This is a genomic window from Burkholderia singularis, from assembly GCF_001718875.1.
Classification (GTDB): Bacteria; Pseudomonadota; Gammaproteobacteria; order Burkholderiales; family Burkholderiaceae; genus Burkholderia; species Burkholderia singularis.
Map to the genome: position 1 here is coordinate 1,340,963 of NZ_CP013448.1, position 19,379 is coordinate 1,360,341.

Genomic DNA, 19,379 nt, shown 5'->3' on the forward strand with positions numbered 1-19,379 from the left:
TGATGCGAGCGGCGGCACATGTGCAGGAGCTGGTAGTCGAGCAACAAACGGCAGAAAGCCAACGGGTAGCCGTGACGTCAAAGCCGCGCTGAGGCAGGCGGCAGCGGTGCGGCGCAGGCAGTGCCGACGCAGATAGCGGTCGTGACGTAAAAGGCAGCGGTAATGGAAGGAATGACGGTGACGCAAAGGGCGTGGCGAGCAGCCGCCGATAGGGCGAGCGGCACGGGGTCGATGACAGACAGTGCATGGGGACACGGCGCGCGACGCGCTGGGGAGTGGAGTGCATGAAGGCGGATCGCACAGCGGACGGCAACGCTGTCCAGCAGCAGGGAGAGCTTCATCAACGCGCATGCGAGGGCGGCGAGGCGCGCGGGCGGGCGCCGTGCCGGCCACGCGCGCGCGTGGCGGACGACGCGCACGTAGGCGTGGGCGCCGGCGGTTCCCCCGACATCTGGGCCACGGTGTGCCGCACGCTTGCGCCGTTTGCGGTCGCACTGCTGATCGCCTTGGGTTTGTATGCACTGCTGCATTGGCTGGTGTCGTAGGCCCGCGCGGCGGCGCGCCCGGTTCGTTCGCGCGGTCATCGCCGCCCTCTGGCTCGCCACGCTCGCCGGCTGCGGCGTGCTGGGTTGCGGGGCGAGCGCGACGAACGGCGCCGCGGCGGGCGGCTGTCAGCTCGGCACGCGTTTTTAGATGGGGAGTGTCCGGCCGCCCATGCGCGGACGGATGCGCATGCAAGAAGGAGCCAACGATGATGATAGACCCGTATGAGGAGCTGCTCGCCAAGCGCGCGCAGCTCGATGCAGAGATCGCCGCGGTGCGCGCCACCCGGCGGCGCGATATCACCGAACAGATTCTCAAGCTGATGCGCGAGTACGAGATCAGCGTGCAGGACCTGGACGACTGGCTGGCCGCCGAGGAGAGCGGGGACCGCCGCCGGCGCCGCGTCGAGCCGCGCTACTGGGACCCGAAGACAGGGGCCACCTGGTCCGGGCGCGGCAAGCGGCCGCGGTGGATGGCCGGCCACGATCCCGAGGAATTCCGCTTAAAGACGCTCGCGCAGCAGGCTGGCGACGCCGGGGGGCTCGGCGATGCCGATGCTGATGCCGATGCGGCCGACGGGCCGCACGACTCCACGCCTGAACAGGAGCATTGAACGATGCCGAGCGCGATGATTCAACGCTGCAGTGCCGAGGTGATCGGCACTTTCTGGCTGGTGTTCGGCGGCTGCGGCAGCGCCGTGCTGGCGAGCGTCTATCCGGAGACCGGCATCGGCTTTATCGGCGTGTCGCTTGCGTTCGGCTTCGCGATGCTGACGATGGCCTGCGCGCTCGGCCCGGTGTCGGGGGCGCACCTGAATCCGGCCGTGAGCTTGGCGCTCGCGCTCGCCGGGCGCCTTGCGCTGCGCGATCTCGTGCCGTATCTGATCGCGCAGCTGGCCGGCGCCTTGCTCGGCGCGGGCGCGGTCTATCTGATCGCCGCAGGCAAGCCCGGCGTCGACGTGCTCGCCAGCGGGCTGGCGGCCAACGGTTACGACGCGCGCTCGCCGGGACAGTATTCGATGGCCGCCGCGTTTTTTACCGAGACGGTGTGCACGGCCGGCTTCGTGCTGGTCGTGCTGCGCGCGAGCGCACGCAGCGCGCCGGTGGCGGCGGGCTTGGCGTTGGCGCTCGCGTATCTGATCGCGATGCCTGTCACGAACGCGTCGATCAATCCGGCGCGCTCGAGCGGGCCCGCGCTGATCGTCGGCGGCGACGCGCTCAAACAGTTATGGCTGTTCTGGTGCGCGCCGGGCGCGGGCGCGGTGCTCGCGGCCGCGCTCGATGCGCTCGTGAGCGGCGGCCGGCGCACGGCGGCGGGCCGGCGCGTGCGGATCGGGGCTTGAGACCATGCGTATCGGACTTTCCGTGCTCACGCACGCCGGTCAGAATCTCTGGGAGAACGGCATCGGCCAGAACATCCTGTTTCTGGCCGATCTGCTCCAGCAGATCCCGTTCGTCGAGGCCGTGCTGCTGCTCAATTGTGGCGACCAGCCCACGCTCGCCGCGCAAGCCGACGCGCGCGCGCGCGCACTGCCGCTCGTCGCGCCGCGCGAGGCGGGCGACGCGCTCGACGTGATCATCGAGATGGGCGGCGGCCTGGACGTCGCGTGGCTCGATCTGATGCGCGCGCGCGGCAAGCGGGTCGTGTTCCACTGCTGCGGCCAGCCTTATGTGAACCTGGTCGAGCCGATCGTATTCGAGCGGCCGAACTATGCGGCGCGCTACGACCGTTGCGATGCGGTGTGGTATCTGCCGAAGGATGCGCGGCATGCGCCGCTGTTGCGCACGCTGTATCGCTGCGATGCCGAGCAGGTGCCGTATCTGTGGGACGCGCGCTTCGTCGCGGCCCGCGCGGCCGAGATCGGCGCGCTCGGCCTGCGTTATGGCTACGAGCCCGTGCGGCGGGGGCTGCGGGTGGCGATCTTCGAGCCGAACGTGTCGGTGGTCAAGGCCGCGTGCGTGCCGATGCTGATCTGCGACGCCGCGTATCGCGCCGAGCCCGACGCCGTCGAAGCGATGCACGTGCTGAACACGCTGCACATGACGGAGCATCCGACGCTGCTGCACCTGGCGCACTCGCTGGATCTCGTCAAGCAGCAATGCGCGGTTTTTCATGGGCGTCACGACGTGGTCGGCTTCCTGGCGCAACATGCCGACGCAGTGGTCTCGCATCAGTGGACCAACGCGCAGAACTACAACCACCTGGATGTGCTGTACGGCGACTATCCGCTGATCCACAACGCGGCGTGGCTGCGCGATGCGGGGTATTACTACCCGGACTTCGAGATTGACGCGGGCGCGCAGGCGCTGTTGAGCGCGGTGCACACGCACGCGCGCGGGCTTCAGACGTACCGGGCGCGCGCGCGCGACGTGTTCCGGCAGGTGGACCCGCTCGCGCGCGCCAATCAGGATGCCTATGCGCGGGCGTTGTGGCGGCTCGCGCCGCAGCGGGCGGGAGGAGCGCGTGCGGCGGGCGCGGCGGACGAGCCGCCGCACGCCGGCGCGGCGAACACGGCGAACACGGCAAACACGGCAAACACGGCAAACACGGCAAACACGGCAAACACGGCAAACACGGCAAACACGGCAAACACGGCAAACACGGCAAACACGGCAAACACGGCAAACACGGCAAACACGGCAAACACGGCCGGCCCTGCGCCCGCATCGCCCGCTGCGCGCGGCGCCCGGGCCACCCCGGCGCCGGGAGGCTCGGCATGAGCGCGGCCGTGCTGCCACGCCGCGTCGGCGTGTCGATCTTCGTGCGCCAGGGGCAGCAATCGCTGTGGGAAAACGGCATCTTCCAGAATTGCCTGTTCCTCGCGATGCTGCTCAAGCGCATTCCCGGCATCGAACAGGTGTGTCTCGTCGCGGGCGGCGGCGACGGCACGCTCGACGACGCGCGGCGCTTTCTCGCCGACGCCCCCGTGCCCGTCATCGGTATGGCCGACGCCGCGCACCATCTGGACTTGATGATCGAGATGAGCGCGCAGCTCGATCGCCATTGGGTGGCCGCGTTTCGAGACGCGGGCGGCAAGATCGTCTCGATGCGGGTCGGCAACGACTACGTGATCGACATCGAGCGCATGATGTTTCAGCTCGAGCCCGGCTTGCTGATTACCGGCGCGCCGTATCACGCCGTCTGGACCCTGCCGGAATACGAGGTGAGCTGCGCGCCGTATTTCGCGCATACGTTCCGCGCGCCCGTGACGATCGTCCCGCATTTGTGGAGCCCCGTGGTGCTCGAGCGTGCCGCCGCCGCGCTGCCCGCCGATACGCCGTTCGGCTATCGGCCTGGACGCGCGCGCTGGCGAGCGGGGATCTTCGAGCCGAACCTTTGCATGGTCAAGACGAGTTTCGTGCCGGTGCTCGGCTGCGATGCCGCGCACCGGCTCGCGCCCGAGCGGCTCGACAGCGTGCACGTCTTCAACGCCGCGCATCTGGGCGCGCGCCCGGGCTTCGCCGAGTTCGCCGCGAGCCTCGAGCTGGTGCGGCACGGCCTGGCGTCGTTCGAGCCGCGCTATCCGTTCTATCAGGTCGCGGCTTCGCGTATCGACGCGGTGGTCAGCCACCAGTGGGAGAACGCGCAGAACTATCTGTATTACGAAGCGCTGCACGGCGCTTATCCGTTGATTCACAACTCGCCGATGATCGGCGCGTGCGGCTATCGGTATCCGGAGTTCGACGTCGAAGCGCTCGGCAGTGCGCTGCTGCGTGCGCACGCGGAGCATGACTTGAATTTGGACGCCTATCGCCGCACCGCGCAGGCGTTTTTACGCACGCTGGCACCGGAGTATGACGCGAATATCGCCGCGTATCGCGCAGCGATCGCCGCGTTGTATTACCCGCGATGAACGCGCGGCGGCAGGCAGCACGAATGAAATAAGCAGCACGCAGACAGCACACAACCCGCGGCGTCACGCGACGCCGCATGCTCGACGGGGGAGTCGCGATGGCAACGGGATGGGCGGTCGAAATTCGGCACAAGGACAGCCTCGCGCGGCAAGTCGCGCGAGGCGCGCAATTGCGTGTGCAACTGAACGCGACGGCTGGCGGCGGCGACGCGCGGCCGGCCCTCGATGCCGAGCCGGTCGAGGCCGAGCTGATCGATGCGCCGAGCGCGCTCGCGGCACTCGCGCGCCGAATCGGTCTGGCGCGCCCGGTGCCGCGTCCGCCCGCGCCGGGCGCCGCGCCGGTCGTCTGGCGCCGCGGCGCGCTGCGCGAACTCGAGCGCTGGCTGACCGCTTGCCCGGCCGAGCGCGATTCCGTTTGGTGCTTGCGCCAACTGGATGCGGTGCTGGCCCTGATCGCCCGCTGGCCCGCGTTCTATCCGCCTGCCCCTGCCGCCGGCGTGCGCCGTGCCGAGCCGGTGCCCGGCTGCCTGCTCGATTACCGCGTGCGCGACGCGCGCATCGAAATCCTGGCCGTCATCGACCCGGATGGCGCGTGCGCAATGGGCGAGCGCGAATGAAACCCCGCCTGCGGCCTCGGGCGAGGCCGCAGGGCGTTCGTCGATGGATGGCATGACCTCAAGCTCAGGAGATGACTGTGAAACACACCCGTTCACTCGCTTTGGCTTCGCGTCGTTTTTTTTGCTTCGCCCGTTGGGCCGCCGCTGCGTGCGTTGCACTGGCCTCGGCCTGGAGCATGCCGCCCGCGCACGCGCAGACCCCGCCCGGCACGTCCGCCGATGCGCTGATCCGCGACGCCGACGCGATCGTCAAGCAGCTCGACGCCGCGCAATACGACGCGGTCTGGCGCGGCATGGCGCCGTTCGTGCATACGCAGATGAAGCAGGCGCAATTCGTCAAGCCGATCAAGCAGGCGCGCCAGGCGATGGGGCCCGTGGCGCAGCGCGGCTGGTCGAACGTCGCGCGCATCGCGTTGTCCGGCTCGCAGGGCGCGCCCGAAGGGATGTACGCGAACGTCGATTACGTGACGACGCTCGCGAGCGGGCAGGTCGTCTTCGAGCAATTGAGCTTCCGGCTCGAGCCCGACGGCCAGTGGCGCCTGACGGGCTACGTGCCGCGCCGGCCCGCGCCCGCAGCCGCGGCGCAGCCCGCCAGCTCGCCCGCCAGTCAGCCGCGTTCTTGAGCCGGGGCCGCCATGTCCTTCCCGCATACGGACGCGATGCCGTCGACCGATGCGTCGCCCGGCAGCCCGCGCGGCGGCGGGCGCCGGGCCGTCGTGTGCGGTGCGCCCGTCGCGCCCGATCCGGCCGGAGGCAGCCGATGAAGGTGCTGATCGTCGGCGCGGGGCTGTACGGCGCGGTCTGCGCGCACGAGCTGACGCGGCGCGGCCATCGCTGCACGGTGCTCGACAAGCGCGAGCACATCGGCGGCCATGCGTACACCCGCTATCACGCCGATGTGCGATGTCACGAGTATGTATATGGCGCCCCTGTGTTTCATACCGATGCCAAGCCGATTTGGGACTACGTGAACCGCTTCGCCGAGTTCCGGCCATACGAGCATCGCGTCAAGGTCGCGCATGGCGCGCATCGTTACAGCTTCCCGATCAACCTGATGACGCTGCAACAGGTGTTCGGCACCAGCACGCCGCGCGACGCGCACGCGCGCCTCGCGGCCGAACGCATTCCGTGCGCGGCGCCCGAGACGCTCGAGCAGGCCTGTCTGGCCACGCTCGGCCCGACGCTGTACCGGCTCTTTATCGAAGGCTATACCGTCAAGCAGTGGGGCCGTCATCCGGCCCAGCTGCCCGCCGCGTTCACCGCGCGCCTGCCCGTGCGGCTGAGCTTCGACGACCGCTATGTCAGCGACCGCTATCAGGGCCTGCCGCTCGACGGCTACACGCCGATGATCGCGCGGATGCTCGCCGGCAGCGACGTGCACCTGGGCATCGATTTCCTCTACCGGCGCGACGACTGGCTCAAGCGCTACCCGCGCGTGATCTACACGGGCCCCATCGATGCGTTTTTCGACGAGCGTTTCGGCCCGCTCGCGTACCGCACGCTGCGCCTCGAGCGCGAGGTGCTGCCGGTGGCCGATTTCCAGGGCGCGCCCGTCGTCCACTACGCCGAATCCACCGTGCCGTACACCCGCATCATCGAGCACAAGCACTTCGACGCCGAGGGAGCGGGGGCCGGCGCGGCGTCAACCGTGTTGCCCGAGGTGGTGCCCGCCGGATGGTCAGGCGCCCCGGCCGCCGCGCCCGCCACCGGGCGCACGCTGATTACCCGCGTCTATCTGCAGGCCCGTGAGCCGGGCCAAGCGCCGGACTATCCGGTCAACGACGCATGGAACACGCTGCTGTCGCAGCGTTACCGGCAGGCGGCCGAGTCGCTCGCCGGCCATGTGCACTTTGGCGGGCGCCTGGCCGAGTACCGCGACTACCGGATGCATCAGGTCATCCGCACCGCGCTGGCCTTTTGCGCGCGCGCGTGACGGCTACCCAGGCGCCCACCATGAGCCGCGATACTTATCCGCCCCATCCGCTGATCGACCTCGACTGGATCCGCGACGCGAGCGGCCGCCCCGAGCTGTCCGCGCGCGAGTGCCTGCTCGAGCAGGACGCCGTCGGCCCCAATGCGCTGTTCGATCCGGACTTCTATCGGCATGCGTATGGCGCGTCGATGCCCGACGGCATGCATTGCGTCGAGCATTTCTGCGGGCAGACGCGCGATGCGCCCCGCGATCCCAATGCGCTGTTCTCGGTGAGGCAATGGCACGACGCGCATGGCCACGCGCTGGCGCCCGCCCGCTGGCGCGCCGAGCTGTTCGGGCTGCTGGGCCGCGAAGCCCGCTTCGCGCGCGACGAGCTGGCGCGCTTCAAGGCCGGGCAGATCGTGCTGCACGATCAGCGCGTCGGCCCGCCGCCCGAGGCCGGTCAGGCGATCGTGCTGTTCGCCCATCACGATACCCACGGCGACATCGCCCCTTATGTCTACGATTATCTCGACGCGCTGGCCGGGCAGGACACCTGCCTGCTGTTCGTCACGCAAAGCGCCCCGCTCGCGCCGGCGGCGCACGCGCAGCTTGCACGCCGCGTGTGGCGCATCGTACAGACCCGCAACCGCGCGCACGACTGGGGCCTGTATCACGTCGGCCTGCGGCTGCTCGAGCGCGACGGCTTCACGCCGCATCATCCGCTCGTGCTCACCAACGACAGCGTGGTCGACACCGTGAACAGCCTCACGCCGCTCTTCGCGCGGGCCCGCGAGAGCCACGCCGTGCTCACCGGCGCAATCGACGGGTGGTTGTACGACGGGCATTTGCCGTCGTTCTTTCTATACTGTTCGCCGCAACTCGTGCAGTGCGCCGCGTGGCGCGACTTTTGGGCCGCCTGGCGGCCGCTGCAGGAGCGCGCCGGCGCGCTCAACGGCTGCGAGCACGGTTTCTCGCGTTTCATGCGCGCGCGCGGCGTACCGATGCAGGCCGTCTGGACCTACGAGCAGATCCTCGAAGCCGCCGATCCGGCCCGGGCTCACACGTGGCGCCGCGCGCGGCTCGAGCGCCACGGCGACACCGATCCGTTCCATGCCCTGTGGGATGTGATGCTCGAATGCGGCTTTCCGCTGCTCAAGCGCTCGGTGTTCACCGCGCCGCTGAACGCCCACCATCTGAGCCATATGACCAACGTGCTGAGCCGTCTCGTGTCCCGCCGCCGGGCGCGCACCGTCTCGGGGGAGCGTGCTTGATGGCCGCGTTTCCGATCGTGCCGGGCGCCGCGCCGCGCGGCGATGAAAGCGAGGGGTGTGGCGCGCCGGCCACGTGGCGCTGGCCCGGCCTGAGCGCCGCATCGTTCTGGCTGCCCGAGCATGACGGCGTCGGCACCGCGCACGAGTACGCGCCGTTCGTCTTCTGGCTGACCGAGGCGATGGCGCCGCGCACCCTCGTCGCGCTCGGCGCGCGTCAGGGCCTGACCTATCTGACCTTCTGCCAGGCCGTCGTCCGCCTGAATCTCGCGACGCGCTGCTATGCCGTGGGAAGCGGGCCATGCGACCGCGACGACGACGCGTGCGCCCAGCCCCTTCACACCGAGCAGGCCCGCGCGCTGCTTGCCGCGTTCCACGACACGCACTATGCGGCGATCTCGCGCCGGCTGCCGATGGGCGCGGACGACGCGTTGCCGTATTTCGCCGACGGCGAAGTCGACCTGCTGCATCTGGACGGCCGGCCCGACTACGACGCCGCGCTGCACGACTTTCGCGCGTGGCTGCCCAAGCTGTCGGCCCGCGCCGTGGTGGTGCTTCACGACATCCACCGGCGCCAGCCCGGTTTCGGCACGTGGCGGCTCTGGCAGGAACTCGGCGCGTGCTATCCGTCGTTCGCGCTGGCGCACAACGACGGCCTGGGCGTGCTCGGCGTCGGCACGCAGCCGCTGCCGGCGCTCGCCGAGCTGTTTGCCGCCGACGCGGGCACTCGCACCGCGCTGCATACGATCTATGCGCGCCTGGGCAGCGCCGTCAGTCAACGGATCGTCATCGATGCGCTGGACCTCGAACTCGCGTCGCGCCAGGACGAATTCGAGCGGCTGCGCCACGACGCCGGCACCGCGCATCGGCTGGTGAGCCAGGCCGAGCGCGAACTGCATCGCCGCAATTTGGACGTGGCCGCGCTGCGTGAGCAACTCGTGCGGCACTTGGCCGAGCAGGCCCAGCAGGGGGCGGATTTGCGGGCGCGGTTGGCCGAGCGGGACGCGCGGCTGAGCGCATGGGGCGCGGAACGCGAGCAGGCTGCGCATGAGCGCGCGCGGCTGCATGCGCAACTCGCCAGCCAGAGCGAGGCGCTCGCCGAGCTGGGCGCGACGCGCGCGCGGCTGCGGCAGTTGGAGGTGCAGTCGCAGCAGATCCAGCAGACCTATGAGACGGCGCTGGACGACGCCCATCGCGCGCTGGACGCCGCCGAGGACCGGCAGCGGCGCATGCAGGTCCGCATGGCCGAGCAGGGCGCCGCGCTGGCCGTGCTGCGCGCGCGACTGCGCGCGGCCGAGGCCGCTTCGGCGCGGCAGGTGATCCGGCGCTGGCGTGCCGCGCTCGCCCGGCGCTTTGCATGCCTGCGGGCCGTGGCCGCGCCGTCGCGGCAGACGTCCCGATGAGCGCGGCACGGTTCTCCGGTTGGCGCATCGGCATCACGATCGGCTTGCGTGCGCCGGACGAGAGCCTGTGGATCAACGGCATCAAGCAAAACGCGCTCTATCTGGCCAAGCTGTTGATGGCATCGCCGCGCGGCCATCGGGTCACGCTCGTCAACACCACCGAAGTGCCCATCACCGACGCGCTGCCGTGGGACCGCCGGGTATTCGACACGCGGCCGTGGTCCGACGCCCAAGACGCGCTCGACGTGCTGATCGAACTCGGCGGGCAGATCGGCGGCGCGCAGACCGCGTATCTGAAGGCGCGCGGCGTGAAGCTCGTCAGCTATTGCTGCGGCGTCGAATATATCAACGCGATCGAATCGATTCTGTTCGGCCGGCGCTTGTGGGACGGGCTCTGGATCAACCGCGATTACGACGAGGTCTGGGCGATCCCGCAGATCGCGCCGTCGTCGCTGCCGTTCCTGCAATCGCTGCGGCGCTGCCCGGCACGCGTCGTGCCGTTCGTGTGGGACCCGCTGTGCGTGACCGAGCGCGCCCGCGCGTTGCCGCACGCAGGTGAGTATCGGCCGAGCGGCGCGCGCGCGAAGCGGCTGACGATCATGGAGCCGAACCACGACGTCGTCAAATGCTGCGTGTATCCGTTGTTGATCGTCGACGAGGTATTCCGGCGCGACCCCGATGCGATTGCCTTCACGCACGTGACGAACGCCGAGCATCTCGCCACGGGCAGCCCGGAGTTCGTGATGCTGATGGGATATCTGGAACTGGTGCGCGCGCAGCGCGCGAGCTTCGTGGGGCGTTACGACACGCCGACGTTTCTGGCGCGGCATACCGACGTGGTGGTCTCGCATCAATGGGAGAACCCGCTGAATTACTTTTACTTCGACGTATGCTGGCAGGGGTATCCGCTGGTGCACAACGCGGCGCTGGCGCCGGATTTGGGGTACTACTATCCGGGCAATGACGTGCGCGAGGGCGCGGCGGCGCTCGAACGCGCGCTCGGCGAGCACGATGCGCGGTGGGATGCGTATGCCGCGCGGCAGCGCGCGCTGCTGCGCCGGTATACGGCCGAGAACCCCGCGCTCGTCGCCGAATACGATACGCTGCTCGATGCGCTGATGGCCGCGCCCGGCCGCCCGCGGCGGCGCACGTGACTTTCGCCGCAGTGCAGGGGCTTTCGCGTGGCGGCTTTCCTGTGATGAATGGAGCACTTACATTGCTGCATCGACATAACGGAAGAGGTGTGATTCAACGCGGGAATTTCTTTGATTCAACGGTATGTTCGAGCGGACGCCAGGGTGTTTGCAGGTCGGAATCCGATGCGACGGAACGTACTCGTAGGAAGGCAGTGCGATGGAGATTTCATGAAAAAGAATTACTTAAAATATCTGACGATTTTGGGTTTTTTGGTTTTTGATTGCGTGCATGCCGATGACCCTACTGAGAAAGAGGCACGCGGCGCTGTCGACCGTTCATTCGACGAAATAAATAAAAGGATAAATCGCGATTTCGAGCCGGGCGAGGTGCCGCGATCGGTTCCTCCGAAAACGAGTGCGGAGCAATTCAACGACGATCGCAGGCGCGCGTGCAGTCGCGCCAAGCCGCCGTGCAGTCCGTAAGACCGGCAGCGATGGAGCCGGCACGCGCCGACGGCGTGACGATACCGGCTCGCGTGAGCCGCGCTGTGCCTGCGGCATGTCCGGTGACGGGAACACCGGACGATATCAATTTTCCGGCCGGATGCAGCCGTGCCGGCATGACTTTTAATTTACAAAAGAAATGAGACATGAATTCATTTAAAAAATTTTCCGATGGAATCGCGCAAGGCGGGAAAGACGTTTATCGCGGTATCGAGGAAATCGCAATTTCAACGATCAGCGGTATCGAACATAACGTCGAAGGAATGTTCGACGTGCTCAATGGCCTGCTGCACGGCGATTTCAGACGTGCATTCGCCGATCTCGGCGCGACCGTGCAAAACGGGGTGCGCAATGCGGAACGCGCGGCCGGCGCAGTGGTGCGCACCGCCAGCGCGTTGGTTACGGCCGTCCCCAATGCGGTGCTCGATGCGGTGAGCCCGGAGGCTGCGCGCCTCGTGAAGAAATGCCAGCGAGGTATCGAGAGCGGCATCGAGAAAACCGTAAGCGATATCTACGAGGCCGGCGGCGGCGTGGCACGGGGTATGTTCCGGAGCGTGACCGATATGGCTCGCGGGCGCACCGCCGATTGGCTGGAAAACGGGATCACTGTCCTCGGAAATGCCGCGATGCTGGTTTCGTTCGCGTCGCCTGTCCGCCTGGCGGGCGCGTTCGTCGCGAATGTCACCGAACAAACGCTGGCGAGCATCGGCAGGCGGGGAGGCGCGGGCTGAGAGCCCGGCGCAATGGCGTTCCGATATCGGCAAGCATTTCGTTGCCGCATTCGGATCGCCTTTGACCCGACAAACCGCGCAAGCGGATGCCGCGGCCGCGGCACCGGCGGAACCGGTGTGCCAAGCTGGAGCGCCGCCATATGGACGACGGGTTGGAGAGTATGCGGAGGCGACGATGCCAACCCGTCAGGTTCTTGAACATGCGAAACGGTTCACTCTCGACATGGGCCGTCACCGCCGGCGAATGTGCGCGTTATCGCTTTGTACGGGGAATGGAATTGCCGACTCACGATCACCGGCGGCTTCGAATCATGACGAATCGACAGGAATGCACGGGTTTGCGGCGAGGATGTCGAATTCGACAATTTAATTCGATGAACGACGAATTTATTCGGCCCGTTTTTTTATTGAATCATTCGAGCGGCCGAATGACGCCCTGCGGCAAATTCAGCAACGTGACGCAGACTGCGCGTTCGTGCTGCGTTGGGGTGCGAGGCGCGTCCATCGCCTTGAACAACAGGGGCATCAGGAAGTACGCGCTAGATGCGTGCGGCGTCAGTTCTTTGCATAGACTCCACAGACATTCCAACGTCGGCGCATGATCCGTTCCTTTCAACAGGCCCCTGAGTCGGACCAGATTCAGGCAGGCGTGCGCTCCGTGGTTCAGCAATACGTCACGGCACGCATCGGTGAACGAGCGATCATCCAGCGCGCCGATATCTTGGAGCAGCGCCGTCGACGACGACGATTTTTCCGGGGCATCGTCCGCATTCCGAAATATCGAGAGCAGTTTGAGCGGCCTGCGTTGCTCCTGACCTTGCTCCTGTTGATTCGGATTGCCGCCGGCGCCGTCGCTTGGCGACGGCGCATCGAGGCCGTCGCGCCACTCGAGTTCGAATTCGTTCCAACATTGCTCGTCGAAATTGTCGGCCGCCTGTCTAGTGCGCCGGCGAGTCAATTTGTTGACCGCTTTTCCAGCGCGCGCGGCGCTCGTCGACGATCTGCGCAAAGGTTCGCGCCCATATGAGAACCGGATGCTGTTTCGGTACAACGTGAAGAATTGAGCGTGATTGGGCACGCCGCCGACGTCGCGTTTGTAGTCGGTTCGTCCGGCATGTTCGCAGTACGCCGGGCGGCTTGTCTGGATACGAGTCATGACGGAATCGCGGTGCGCATGATTTCATTGGCCAAGCGCAGGATGGCCGCGCATGCCAAGGGTGCAGTGATGACGATCGCGAGCATGACCGCAATCAGTTTTGCCGCATGTGACAAGGTCTGATCTTGCATGGACGTGATGGCCTGCAGGAAAGAAACGGTCAAGCCGACCAGCGCCGCAACGATGACGGGCGGCAGCGAAATAGCCAGGCACAGGAGCATGCCTTCGGTGGTGAAGCGCGTGAGTGTATGAATATCCATATCGGACCCTTCAGCGTGGGGCTGCCGACGAATGCTATCGATAGGTCAATATCAGGCCATGAACGAGCGTCGACCAGCCGTCCATCACGACGAACAACAGCAGCTTGAACGGAATCGCGACATTGGTGGGCGTGACTTGGTTGAGTCCCATCGCGAGCAAGATGTTGGCGATGGTCAGGTCCACCACGATAAAGGCGATATACAACAGGAAGCCGATCTTGAAGGCGTCTGCCAGTTCCGTCAGCGCGAATGCCGGAGCGAGAACGATCAGATCGTCTTCGCGCAGCTTGTCGGCTTGTTCCTTGGGCCATATCGCCGACGCCGATCGCAACAGAAAACGCTTTTCGCGCTCATGCGCGTGCTTTTTCAGAAAGTTGCGAAACGGCTCGCGCGCGGCATCGAACGCTTGTATGACCACCTGTGTCGTCGGCATGCCGGTTTGCCGGTTTTCCAGCGTTTTTGCCGCAGTCATGCCGATCGGCGCCATCACGTAGACCGACACGAGGATGGCGATGCTGTTGATCACCATATTGGGCGGCACCTGCTGCACGCCGAGCGCGTTGCGCAGCAGCCCGAGCACGACCACGATCTTCGCATACGAGGTGACGATCATCGCAATGAACGGCAGCAGGCTGAGCGCGATGACGACGAGCAGCAGCCCTGTAACATCAGTCAGTTGAAACATATTCGGATGCCATCCGCAGGATTCGAACACCGAGATGTTCTCCAACGGTCACCATTTCTCCATAGCCGATCGTTTGCCCATGTGCGACAAGACGCAATTGGGCCTTGTCGACCGAGGTTTCCAGCTCGATCACATAACCGCTTCTCAATGAAGCAAGTTGAGTAAGCGAGAGTTTGACGATATCGACTTCGAATTGAACCGGCACCTCCAGCTCTCCAATATGGATCAACTCGTCGGCCGAGCCGGTGAGATCGGATTCGGATGCGTCGGACATGACGGGCTCCTTGATAAGCACGAGAGATTGTCGATCGAACTCGACGGCGGCACATAAGCGGACGCACCCCGGCGCTCCCCAAGCGGCCGTTGCGAAAACGCTCGCACGGGGGGCGCCGGACGCATCAAGTAATTTGGCATTCAACGACGGATGCAGCGCGCGCAGGATCACATCGCCCGGTGCGAGCGCACGCAACGTATCGTATGCAAGCGGCTTGACGCCGATGATGAGCCGCCCCGGCAGACGCAACGAACCGAGCCGGGCGGCAGATAGCGGGGGGGCCAGCCGTTCGAGCGCCTGTATCGTTTTGTCGGTATGCAGCACGAATTCGTGGCTGCGCCCAAGCGCCCGGCATGACAGTCTCAGCAAAGAGCGGCGGTCATGCTCGCCGGCCGGCGCTTGCCGGCGTATCGCATGCACGCGCGGATGGTTCAAGCCGCATGGCGCCAGCAGTGTCAGCATGGGCTCGAGCAACGCGCGCGCGAGCGCTTGCCTTAAATCCGATCGAGCCGATTGCGCGTTCGGCATCGCCTGTTGCGGGGTGCCTGCGGTGCCGGCGCGTGGCGTCGCAGCCGTTTCATATGGCGGCTCGTCGGTTCCCACGGCCGCAGCCAACACCAGATATGCGTCCAGATCGAAGCCGACGGATACCGTCAACTCGCTTGATTGCACGCTGAACGAAAGCCGTGCGAGCGCCGGGTGTTGCCATTCGGGCAACCGATCGAGCGGTTCGATGCTCAGATGCGCGATCTCGCCGCGCGCCTCTATATACGCAATCAGTCGCTGGTTGCAGAGTATGCGCGTGATGTTTGCCATCGACGAATCGATGGCGGGCAGGTTCAACGGACGGTGTTCGACGCCGGCGATCCTCGAGAAGCGCGGCAGCGATTCGAATTCAGCGGACTGTGCCGTTTCGATGGGCGATTCGATGGGCATTGGCGATGACCTCATTTCGTCCGCCACGGCCTCAAGGCTTCCGGTTTTTGCTTTCGAAGCGTCGAACCAGGCCAATGCAAGTTGGTTACCATACGAAAATCTCGATTTGGCGCGTTTCACCGCAAGCGCGTAGCGTCTGATCAAGCTCACGTTGAAGTGCGCCGCTATGGTCCAACAGTAACTGTTTTATTTGCGATACCGAAGTATCGAAGCGAAGTTGCACGAGGATTGGCGAAAACGACAGCGTCAGCCGGGTCGGTCCGAAATAATCTTCATCCAGCGGAAAATGAATTTGCCATTCGCCGAAATCTAGCGTGGCGAGGCCGTTGTAAAGCGATGCGATATGCTGACCGAGTTTCGCGACGGCGGCTGCAGGAATGATGCGCCGTTGGGCGATGTCGGTTTTTTTTGCCCGCCGATCAGAAGAACCGGCACTGGCGCAGGCATCGGGGCCGGAATCGGTATCGGCACGATAATCGTCGGTATCGTCGTTGCCGTCGGCAGGCGGCAACGAGTCGGCGGCCAACGTTCCGTCATGGGCGGCGGCCTGTTGCGGTCGCAACTGAATCGGGCCGGATGCCTGACCCGCGTTCGAAGTGCAACGGCGCCGTGAGCGCTCCCAGGCAACCAGGGTAAGACGATTCTCCGCGGACGCGGGTTTTCGCGGCCCGGAGCCGGCTAAGAGACTGCCAGGCTCCTGGGCCGCATCGGATTTACGCCGAGCGTGCGGTGCGCCGATGCGCTCCGCGATATGGTTTGCCATCCTACGTTCCGCCTTAAATGGTGACCCGGCCGAGCGGCTTGAGCTCGATCTGCTCTCCAAGCTCCTGGTACGAATAAACCGACAGCCACGGCAGCCTCGTTTCGATCATTCTTCGCACATAGCGCCGGATATCCATCGAGGTAACCACGGCAATCCGGTTGCGAGGCGAATCATGAATCAGCGATTCGACCTTGTTGACCAGGATGTTGATTTCGTCGGGCGGCAGCGCAAGATAATTGCCGGTCGGGGTTTGCTTGATCGATTGCCGAATATGTTGTTCGACAGGCAAATCGAAAAGTACCGCGCAAAGCGCAGGCTCTCCATTAGCCGCTTGATGCGCCAGCAAGTGAGACATGTCGCCGCGCACGTACTCGGTGAGCATCAGGAGATCCTTCTCCTTGGGGCCCCATTGAATGAGGCTCTCCATGATCGATCGGACGTTGCGGATCGGAACCTGCTCTTCGAGCAGCCGGCGGAACACTTCCGCGATACGTTGCGGCGCAAGCACCTTTTGAACTTCGGCTACCAAGCCGGGATAGTCGACCGCAGCTTGATCCAGTATCCATTGCGTCTCCTGAACGCCTAGAAACTGCGGTGCATGATGTCGAATCATCGCAATGGCTGCATGGGCGATCACGCGTTCGATGCGCCACACTTCCGCCTTGGGTGGCGCGGCGCGTTCGTCTGCCCAGCGCGTTGGCGCGCCTGTTGCGTCGATCGGCCCGAACGTTTCCGCGTTCGGCGCCGGCGGCGTTGCGTCATTCGTCGCACTCAACGGGTGATACGGCGCGCATCGTTCGGGTTCGGGCAGCATGACCTTGCCTGACGGAAGATCGATCTTCAGCTTGGGCACATCGTGTACGAGAATTTCGCCAGTGGCTTCGGGCAGTGCGGCGTGAGGCCACATCGCAATGCCGGGAAACGGCAGCCCCAGTTCCTGTTGCAGATGCGCGCGCTCAAGTGCGAACGCACGCTCGAGTGCGGGCATCGCCAGCCGGGGGGCCACGTCCGGCGAAAGGCGAATGCCGATCGGGCACGCGAAGGGCGGAGCGCTGGTCAGGATGGCAGGCATTTCGCTCTTCGCGCCTAGGCGTTGCATCGATTGCAACGCGTCGGATTCGGTTCCCGGCGCGCTGTGCGGATGTTTCGCATTGAGATGATAGGCGGCGATTGCGAGAATGGCGGCGAGCATCACGAAGAGCAGGGACGGGAATCCGGGCACCGCGGCGAAGCCGAGCAGCAGCACCGCGGTGAAGTACAGCGCGCGCGAATTCGACGTGAGCTGCCGGCCAATATCGTCGCCGAGCGAGCCGGCACGCGGCTGGCTTTCGTCCACGACGCGCGTGGTCATGACGCCTGCGGCCACCGACAGAAGCAGCGACGGAATTTGCGAGACCATCGCATCGCCGATCGATAGGACAGAGAAGCGATTTGCCGCTTCGCCCGTCGTCATGCCGTGATAAACGACGCCGACGGCAATGCCGGCAACGATATTGATCAGCGTGATGACGAGCCCTGCGATCGCGTCACCTTTGACGAATTTCATCGCGCCATCCATTCCGCCATGCAGTTGGCTTTCGATGGCGAGCAGCGCGCGTTTGCGACGCGCTTCGTCGGCGGTCAGCAGATTGGCGCGCAGGTCCGCGTCGATACTCATCTGCTTGCCGGGCAACGCGTCGAGCGTGAAGCGCGCACCGACTTCCGCCACGCGCTCTGAACCTTTCGCAATCACGATGAATTGAACCGTCGCGATAATCACGAACACCACCAGCCCGACGACCAAGTTGCCGCCGACCACCAGCCTGCCGAAACTTTCGATGATATGTCCGGCGTCCGCCTTGAGCAGAATGGATTTGGTCGACGCGATGTTGAGCGACAGGCGGTACAGCGTGGTGAACAGCAGCAGCGCGGGAAAGGCCGATAGCGACACGATATTGGTCACATACAACGTGACCATCAGAAGCGTGACGCTGAGCGTGATATTGATGCCGAGCAAAATGTCGATGATCGCGGGCGGCAGCGGCAGAATCATCAGCGAGATGATCGCGACGATCAGCAGTGCGACGCCGACTTCGCCACCGGCCGGAAGCTTGAGTGATTTGAACATAGGTGTTCGGTTTTCCTGCGGAATCAACCGCCGTTATGCGCGATGCCGGCATCCGGGCCGACCGTTTCGAGCCAGTGCAGGATGGTGGCCACGGCCTGGAACAGCGATTCCGGAATGGGTTCGTCTATGCCGACTTTATATAGCTCCCGTGCCACTGGCGGATTGCCGATGATGGGCACGCCGGCTTCCATTGCCACACGCCGCAGTTGCGCGGCGCTTTCGTCGACGCCCTTGGCCACCACGCGCGGCAATAGATCCTCTGGTGGCCGGTAACGCACGGCCACCGCGTAATGGGTGGGATTGACCACCAGCATGTTCGCGGTTTCGACTCGCTTGGACGGCGGAGGCGAGGAAACCAGCGCGCGCGCGAGGCGGCGGCGTTCCCCTTTGATCAGCGGGTCGCCTTCCTCATTCTTGAACTCGCGCTTGACCTCGTCCTTGCTCATCTTCATTTCTTTGATGAACATCGCGCGCTGCAATTTGATGTCGACCACGCCCACCAGGACGAAGACGGCGGCAGCGATCATGAACAGCCTGAGCGAGATATGCCAAAGCAACGAGGGAAGTTCGGACAGCGGCTGGTACAGGAAGCCGGCGATCAACGGAAACAGCCCTTCGATACTTTTCCACATCACGATGCCGATAATGGCGGCCTTGATGACCATCTTCACGAAATCGAGCAGCGTGCGCATCGAGAAGATCCGCTTGAGCCCGCTGGCGGGATTGACGGCTGCGGGGTTGGGCGTGACCGGTTTCATGGATATCTGCAGGCCGACCTGGGCGGCCGAGACGCCGATCGAAGCAAGAACGGCGACGGCGACGCAAGGCACGGTGGCGATGAGCATGAGTCCGGCCAATTTATAGGTCTGCGCGAGAATGTTCGCCAACGAGTGATCGCCGTCGATGAAGCCGATCGGTATTTTCACGATGCTCCGAAACGTATCGCCCAGATGATCCGTCATCACGATCAGGAGCACGATCGTTGCCGATAGCGTGACCGCCTCGGTGAAGTCGCGGCTATTCGAGACCTTACCTTCCTTGCGGCTGTCGCGGAGTTTTTTGTCGGTTGGTTCCTCGGTTTTTTCGTCACTCATCGACTACCTGTCCAAGGCTTGCTTATCCATTTCGTCATGTTCGTTTCGCGCATTCGCGAGAGCGTGTTCGTCGCCGGTGTTGGGAGGTCGCAGATGCATTTGCCGATTTCGAGCGACGCATTCGCATCTCGACG

General features: G+C 65.2%; 20 protein-coding genes. 13 read left to right on the forward strand and 7 right to left on the reverse strand.

The genetic code is table 11. The features are described 5' to 3' along the window. The first annotated feature begins 284 nt into the window (after positions 1-284). The 13 genes from AQ611_RS06115 to AQ611_RS06175 all read left to right on the forward strand — a co-directional run bounded on the left by AQ611_RS06115 (position 285) and on the right by AQ611_RS06175 (position 11,970). On the forward strand, positions 285-545 hold the full coding sequence (locus AQ611_RS06115) for a hypothetical protein (protein WP_069233993.1): 261 nt from the start codon (positions 285-287) through the stop codon (positions 543-545). 206 nt (positions 546-751) lie between these two features. After that, the gene (locus AQ611_RS06120) at positions 752-1,156 is read left to right on the forward strand and encodes an H-NS histone family protein (protein ID WP_069233994.1); all 405 of its coding nucleotides are present in this window, start codon (positions 752-754) and stop codon (positions 1,154-1,156) included. 3 nt (positions 1,157-1,159) lie between these two features. Further along, a complete protein-coding gene (aqpZ, locus tag AQ611_RS06125; protein WP_197517128.1) occupies positions 1,160-1,885 on the forward strand; it encodes an aquaporin Z in 726 nt (241 codons plus the stop codon). A gap of 4 nt (positions 1,886-1,889) precedes the next feature. Next, positions 1,890-3,263, forward strand: coding sequence for a DUF2827 domain-containing protein (locus AQ611_RS06130; RefSeq protein ID WP_069233995.1), 1,374 nt, complete (start codon positions 1,890-1,892; stop codon positions 3,261-3,263). Then, complete coding sequence (locus AQ611_RS06135; RefSeq protein WP_069233996.1) at positions 3,260-4,396, forward strand: DUF2827 domain-containing protein; 1,137 nt, start codon at positions 3,260-3,262, stop codon at positions 4,394-4,396. The genes AQ611_RS06130 and AQ611_RS06135 overlap by 4 nt, the downstream gene beginning before the upstream one ends. A gap of 98 nt (positions 4,397-4,494) precedes the next feature. Next, complete coding sequence (locus AQ611_RS06140) at positions 4,495-5,013, forward strand: hypothetical protein (protein ID WP_069233997.1); 519 nt, start codon at positions 4,495-4,497, stop codon at positions 5,011-5,013. Between the two features lie 176 nt (positions 5,014-5,189). Further along, entirely contained in the window at positions 5,190-5,636 is a 447-nt protein-coding gene (locus AQ611_RS06145) for a DUF4019 domain-containing protein (RefSeq protein WP_180978185.1), read from the forward strand. Positions 5,637-5,773: 137 nt separating this feature from the next. Then, entirely contained in the window at positions 5,774-6,946 is a 1,173-nt protein-coding gene (locus tag AQ611_RS06150; RefSeq protein ID WP_069233999.1) for a UDP-galactopyranose/dTDP-fucopyranose mutase family protein, read from the forward strand. Positions 6,947-6,966: 20 nt separating this feature from the next. Further along, a complete protein-coding gene (locus tag AQ611_RS26055) occupies positions 6,967-8,199 on the forward strand; it encodes a hypothetical protein (protein ID WP_069234000.1) in 1,233 nt (410 codons plus the stop codon). Then, entirely contained in the window at positions 8,199-9,599 is a 1,401-nt protein-coding gene (locus AQ611_RS26060) for a class I SAM-dependent methyltransferase (protein ID WP_069234001.1), read from the forward strand. The genes AQ611_RS26055 and AQ611_RS26060 overlap by 1 nt, the downstream gene beginning before the upstream one ends. After that, the gene (locus AQ611_RS06165) at positions 9,596-10,753 is read left to right on the forward strand and encodes a DUF2827 domain-containing protein (RefSeq protein WP_069235165.1); all 1,158 of its coding nucleotides are present in this window, start codon (positions 9,596-9,598) and stop codon (positions 10,751-10,753) included. Before AQ611_RS26060 ends, AQ611_RS06165 begins: the two co-directional genes overlap by 4 nt. A gap of 210 nt (positions 10,754-10,963) precedes the next feature. Beyond that, a complete protein-coding gene (locus tag AQ611_RS25400) occupies positions 10,964-11,218 on the forward strand; it encodes a hypothetical protein (RefSeq protein WP_146011836.1) in 255 nt (84 codons plus the stop codon). Between the two features lie 167 nt (positions 11,219-11,385). Then, on the forward strand, positions 11,386-11,970 hold the full coding sequence (locus AQ611_RS06175) for a hypothetical protein (RefSeq protein ID WP_069234002.1): 585 nt from the start codon (positions 11,386-11,388) through the stop codon (positions 11,968-11,970). A 412-nt stretch (positions 11,971-12,382) separates the two neighbouring features. Here AQ611_RS06175 and AQ611_RS26065 read toward each other — a convergent pair whose 3' ends face one another. The 7 genes from AQ611_RS26065 to sctU all read right to left on the reverse strand — a co-directional run bounded on the left by AQ611_RS26065 (position 12,383) and on the right by sctU (position 19,245). Then, positions 12,383-12,928, reverse strand: coding sequence for a hypothetical protein (locus AQ611_RS26065; protein WP_197517130.1), 546 nt, complete (start codon positions 12,926-12,928; stop codon positions 12,383-12,385). A gap of 194 nt (positions 12,929-13,122) precedes the next feature. Then, on the reverse strand, positions 13,123-13,386 hold the full coding sequence (gene sctS, locus AQ611_RS06185; RefSeq protein ID WP_059519885.1) for a type III secretion system export apparatus subunit SctS: 264 nt from the start codon (positions 13,384-13,386) through the stop codon (positions 13,123-13,125). Positions 13,387-13,420: 34 nt separating this feature from the next. Beyond that, positions 13,421-14,071: a type III secretion system export apparatus subunit SctR gene (sctR, locus tag AQ611_RS06190; protein ID WP_069234004.1), complete on the reverse strand. Its 651-nt coding sequence runs from the start codon at positions 14,069-14,071 to the stop codon at positions 13,421-13,423. After that, entirely contained in the window at positions 14,055-15,281 is a 1,227-nt protein-coding gene (sctQ, locus tag AQ611_RS06195; RefSeq protein WP_069234005.1) for a type III secretion system cytoplasmic ring protein SctQ, read from the reverse strand. The genes sctR and sctQ overlap by 17 nt, the downstream gene beginning before the upstream one ends. Positions 15,282-15,366: 85 nt before the next feature. Further along, a complete protein-coding gene (gene sctP, locus AQ611_RS06200) occupies positions 15,367-16,044 on the reverse strand; it encodes a type III secretion system protein SctP (protein WP_083237251.1) in 678 nt (225 codons plus the stop codon). 13 nt (positions 16,045-16,057) lie between these two features. Beyond that, positions 16,058-18,151, reverse strand: coding sequence for a type III secretion system export apparatus subunit SctV (gene sctV / locus AQ611_RS06205; RefSeq protein WP_069234006.1), 2,094 nt, complete (start codon positions 18,149-18,151; stop codon positions 16,058-16,060). Positions 18,152-18,174: 23 nt separating this feature from the next. Beyond that, on the reverse strand, positions 18,175-19,245 hold the full coding sequence (gene sctU / locus AQ611_RS06210) for a type III secretion system export apparatus subunit SctU (RefSeq protein WP_069234007.1): 1,071 nt from the start codon (positions 19,243-19,245) through the stop codon (positions 18,175-18,177). Positions 19,246-19,379: the final 134 nt, after the last annotated feature.